Genomic DNA, 4500 nt, shown 5'->3' with positions numbered 1-4500 from the left:
CGGTAGGCCGCGATGAGCTCGAGGACGCGGGCGTCCTTGTCCACGCGCGGGTCGGTGATGTCCTGACGCCACCGGACCGGCTCGTAGGGGATCCCCAGGACGTCGAAGATCTCGTCGTAGAACTCGTCGGCGAGCAGCAGGCGGTGGATCTCGCGCAGGAACTCGCCGGACTCGGCACCCTGGATGATCCGGTGGTCGTAGGTGGAGGTGAGCGTGGTGACCTTGCCGATGGCGTTCTTGGCCAGCAGTTCCTCGCTCGCACCCTGGAACTCGGCCGGGTACTCCATGGCCCCCACGCCGAGGATGGCGCCCTGACCCACGGTGAGGCGGGGCACGGAGTGCACGGTGCCGATGCCGCCGGGGTTGGTCAGGGAGATGGTGACGCCCGAGAAGTCGTCCATCGTGAGCTTGCCCACGCGGGCGCGGGCCACGATGTCCTCGTACGCGTCGAGGAAGCCGCGGAAGTCCAGCGACTCGCATTTCCGGATCGCGGCCACGACGAGGGAGCGACCCGACTTGGTCTTCATGTCGATCGCCAGACCGAGGTTGATCCCGGTCGGGGTGACGGTGTTCGGCTTGCCCTCGATCTCCTCGAAGTGGTTGTTCATGTTGGGGTAGGCCTTCACGGCCTGCACCATCGCGTACCCGATGAGATGGGTGAAGGAGATCTTGCCGCCGTGCGTGCGCTTGAGGTGGTTGTTGATGACGACGCGGTTGTCGATCATCAGCTTGGCCGGTACCGCCCGGACGGACGTCGCGGTGGGCAGGGACAGCGACGCGTTCATGTTCTTGACGATCGCGTTGGCGGGACCACGGAGGACCGTGTTCTGGGCCTCCTCCGGCGGCGCGTACTCGGGCCGGGTCGTCCGCCTGGCGGCGGGCGCGTCGGGCTTGTTCCGGGTCTCGGGCGTGCGCACCGGGGCGGGGACGCCCTGCCCCCGTGCCTTGCGAGCGGGAGCGGAGTCCGCCGCCGGCTTGGCCGCCACATCCGCCGCGGTGGCGTCCGGTGTGACGTCGTGCACGGTCGTCTCCGAGGTCTCGGCGGCCGCCGGGACCGGGGTGGCGTCGTCACCCCCGCGCGCCCGGGGCCGGCCGGGCGCCGTGCCGTTGGACGAACCCCCACCGGGGGGAGAGGCGGCCCCGGGGTTCGCGTCGAAGAACTCGTGCCAGGACGTGTCCACGGAGGACGGGTCCTGCGAAAAGCGCTCGTACATCTCGTCCACGAGCCACTGGTTCTGTCCGAACTGTGAGACGTTGTTGCTCACGATGCTGTGGTGCCTCTCTGATCTGTGGTGGGTTTCACACGCCGATGGACCCAGGCTAGACGCTCCGCGCGTTCTCGGCCTTGCGATCTCACCTGACAGGGGGATGCGTCACCGAGGTCCGTCCGCCCGGTCACGCGGCGGGCCACGCCTCCGGGGGTGCGCCGAAGGTCGCGTCGGCGGTGTCCACCACGACCCGCCCGAGCCTGCGGTTCCCCCAGCCGCCCACCGCGGCGCCGATCCCCGCCGGGGCGAGTTTGCCCATCGCGAGGGTGGCGCGCCTGACGGCGAACTTCCGGACGAACCGGGACACCATCCGACGGTTGACCTCCTTGAGCCCGGGGATGCGCAGTGACCGGGCGGCGAGGGAGCCGCCGGCGGTCGACCCGCCGCCCGAGCTGATCGCGTTCGACAGGATCGCCGTGCCCGAGGCGCCCAGCATGACCGTCATCACGAGCAGTTCCTCGTGATCGCCGTCGCGCACGTCCAGTCCGTGGACCTCGGCCACGGCGAGCGTGTAGAACGCGGCGGCCTCGAGGAAGACGATCGACTCGGCGCCGATCGCGCCGACCGCGACGACGGTGCCCACCCCGGGCACGGCGCCGGCCGCGCCGACCGCGACGCCGGACACGGTGACCATCGCGAGGAACCGCGAGTCCAGTGTCCTGCGGATCTGCGCGGGGCTCTGATCGGGATGGCGCTCGCGGATCAGCCGCACGTACGCCCGTGCCACACCGGACTGGGTCCGGATGGCCCGGCGCAGGACCGCCGTGATGACCCCGGCGACGGGTCCTGCGAGCTCGGTTTCTGCGGGGGCGCGGTCGGCCATGGGGCACTCCTCGGGTGTGGTCGCGGAAGAGACCGCGTGGACGGGTGTCCTGAGCGGCCCGCGTTGTCTCACCACCGTACGGAGATCGGGGAGGCGGGGTACGTCACGGCAGCACGCGCTCGGTGTAGGTGTTGCCGAAGACGCGGTCCGGATCGAGACGGTCCCGGACGGACACGAAGTCGCCGAAGTGCTCGATCATGTGCGACAGGTCGGCCGCGGTCCGGGTGTGCATCTTGCCCCAGTGGGGGCGGCCGCCCGCGGCGAGGAAGATCTCCTCGGCGAGCCGGAAGAGCTCCGTGTGGTCCATCAGGTGGAACTGGTGCACGGCGATGTAGCAGACCTCCCTGCGGTACGCGGTGGAGAGCCAGACGTCGTCCGCGGCGGCGAACCGCACCTCCACGGGGAACGGCGTGACGATGCCGGAGCGGTCGATCGCCTCGCGCAGGTCCCGGAGGACGGCGGAGGCGGCGTCCACGGGCACCGCGTACTCCATCTCCCGGAAGCGGACGCGACGTGGCGAGGCGAACACGCGGTAGCTGCGGTCGGTGAAGGTCCGCGCCGACAACGCACCGGAGGCGACGCGGTTGAGCCGGGGCGTCAGCGACGGGCGTCGGGCCGCGGCGCGGCACAGGGCACCGAACACCTCGTTGGACAGCAACTCGTCACTGACCAGCTCCCGGATCCTGCCCACCGGCCTGAGGGCGGTGTCACCGGGGAGCCGGGTGTTGCGCTTGACGTTGACGGCGTCGGTGTGGGGGAACCAGAAGAACTCGGCGTGGTCGGCCGAGCGCGCGAAGCCCTCGAGGTCCTCCAGCGCGGCGGAGAGGGTCCACGGGCGTTCCTCGGCCCGCAGCGCGAACGCGGGCACGCAGTGGATCGTCATCTTGGTGATGATCCCGAGCGCGCCGATCCCGAGCCGCGCCGCCTCGAAGACGTCCTGGTGCGACGTCCTCGAACACGTGAGGGCGGTCCCGTCGGCGGTGACCAGCTGGAGCCCGACGACGGTCGCGGGGAGTCCGGGGGCGCTGCACCCCGTCCCGTGGGTGCCCGTGGACACCGCCCCGGCCAGGGACTGTTCGGCGAAGTCCCCGAGGTTGGGCTGGGCCAGCCCGAGGTCCCACAGCAGGGGGCCGAGCCTGTGCAGGCGCGTGCCCGCCCAGACCGTCACGTCGGCCCCGTCGACCCGCCCGTCCGCGTCGAGGGTGGGGACGATCGACTCGATCCCGGTGAGGTCGTCCAGCGAGACCAGGACGCCGTCGGTCGCGGCGGCCGGGGTGAAGGAGTGCCCGGCGCCCACGCACTTGACCCGGCTGCCCCGGTCCGCGGCCTCCGTCACCACCGCGGTGACCTCCGCGACCGTCGTCGGTCGGGCCCGCCCGGACGGGGAGGCGAGGACGTTTCCGGCCCAGTTCTGCCACGGTGCACTCGAGGTGGTCATGGGAGCGGAGATTACCCGCCCGGGCGGGACGAGGGGCCGCCCCGGCCGAGGGATGGCCGGTCCGGATCCGGGTCGTCGTGCGGTCGGGGTGGTCGCTGTGAACGGTGTCAACGAGGACCTCGTCGTCGTACCATGGACGGGTGACCAGACGACTTCCCGCCGATCAGCGCCGAGCGCAACTCCTCCGTGCCGCCCTCGAGATCGCCGAGCACGACGGGTTGGCCGCCGTGACCGTGCGCGGGGTGGCGGAGCGGGCCGGGGTCTCCCTCGGCGTGGTCCACTACTGCTACACCGACAAGGAGGAATTGCTGCGCGAGCTGATCGGGACCGTCAACGCCGAGGTCCACCAGGCCGCCACGGCGTTCGTCAGCGTCGACTTCGATTCGGCGGTCCGCGGCGAGGAGGGTCTGCGCCGGAGGCTCTACGACGCGATCGACCTCATCTGGGCCGTCATCACCGCCTCCCCGGACCGGCAGCTGCTCAGCTACGAGATCATCTCCTACTCCCTGCGCACGTTCGGTCTGCCGGAGCGCGGCCTGGCCCGGGACCAGCAGCACTCCAACGAGGCGATCGTCCGGTCGGTGCTCGAACGCACGGCGGAGTCCGCGGGGATGTGCTGGGCCATGGGCCTGGACGACATGGTGCGCGTGGTCATGGCCATCATCTCCGGCGTCGGACTGCGGTGGCAGATCTACCGGGACGACGACGAGGCCAACACGTTGCTCCACCGTGCCGTCGATCTGGTGGTCGCCAACGCGCGTCCGGCCGATGGCGCCTAGCGGCCGGGGTGCGCGGGTGCCGGACGTGCGGGACGCGCTCGATGCCGTGGAGTCCGCGACCGCCGGGCTCGACGCCCCCCTCGCCGCTCTCCACCTGCCCAGCCTGCGCGCGAACCTCGCCGATCTCACGACCCGCGCCGGGGGGACGAGGATCCGGATCGCCAGCAAGTCGGTGCGGTGCCGGGGCGTCCT

At 71.4% G+C, this 4500-nt stretch carries 3 protein-coding genes and 1 pseudogene; 1 reads left to right on the top strand and 3 read right to left on the bottom strand.

Annotated elements, in window-relative coordinates:
* From B4M60_RS00745 to B4M60_RS00735, 3 genes and pseudogenes are all read right to left on the bottom strand, one after another.
* A pseudogene (locus tag B4M60_RS00745) lies at positions 1-830 on the bottom strand (2-oxo acid dehydrogenase subunit E2); the annotation flags it as partial.
* Positions 831-1395: 565 nt separating this feature from the next.
* Positions 1396-2091 carry a hypothetical protein gene (locus B4M60_RS00740; RefSeq protein WP_291079448.1) on the bottom strand — a complete coding sequence of 232 codons (696 nt, stop codon included), beginning with the start codon at positions 2089-2091 and terminating at the stop codon, positions 1396-1398.
* A 103-nt stretch (positions 2092-2194) separates the two neighbouring features.
* Positions 2195-3529, bottom strand: coding sequence for a D-arabinono-1,4-lactone oxidase (locus B4M60_RS00735; protein ID WP_291079447.1), 1335 nt, complete (start codon positions 3527-3529; stop codon positions 2195-2197).
* Between the two features lie 140 nt (positions 3530-3669).
* Here B4M60_RS00735 and B4M60_RS00730 point away from each other — a divergent pair, with 140 nt between their 5' ends.
* Complete coding sequence (locus B4M60_RS00730) at positions 3670-4308, top strand: TetR/AcrR family transcriptional regulator (RefSeq protein WP_291079446.1); 639 nt, start codon at positions 3670-3672, stop codon at positions 4306-4308.
* Positions 4309-4500 lie beyond the last annotated feature (192 nt).

The organism is Dietzia sp. UBA5065, assembly GCA_002415925.1.
In the GTDB taxonomy this organism is placed as follows: domain Bacteria; phylum Actinomycetota; class Actinomycetes; order Mycobacteriales; family Mycobacteriaceae; genus Dietzia.
This window is presented reverse-complemented; position numbering and strand designations above follow the sequence as displayed.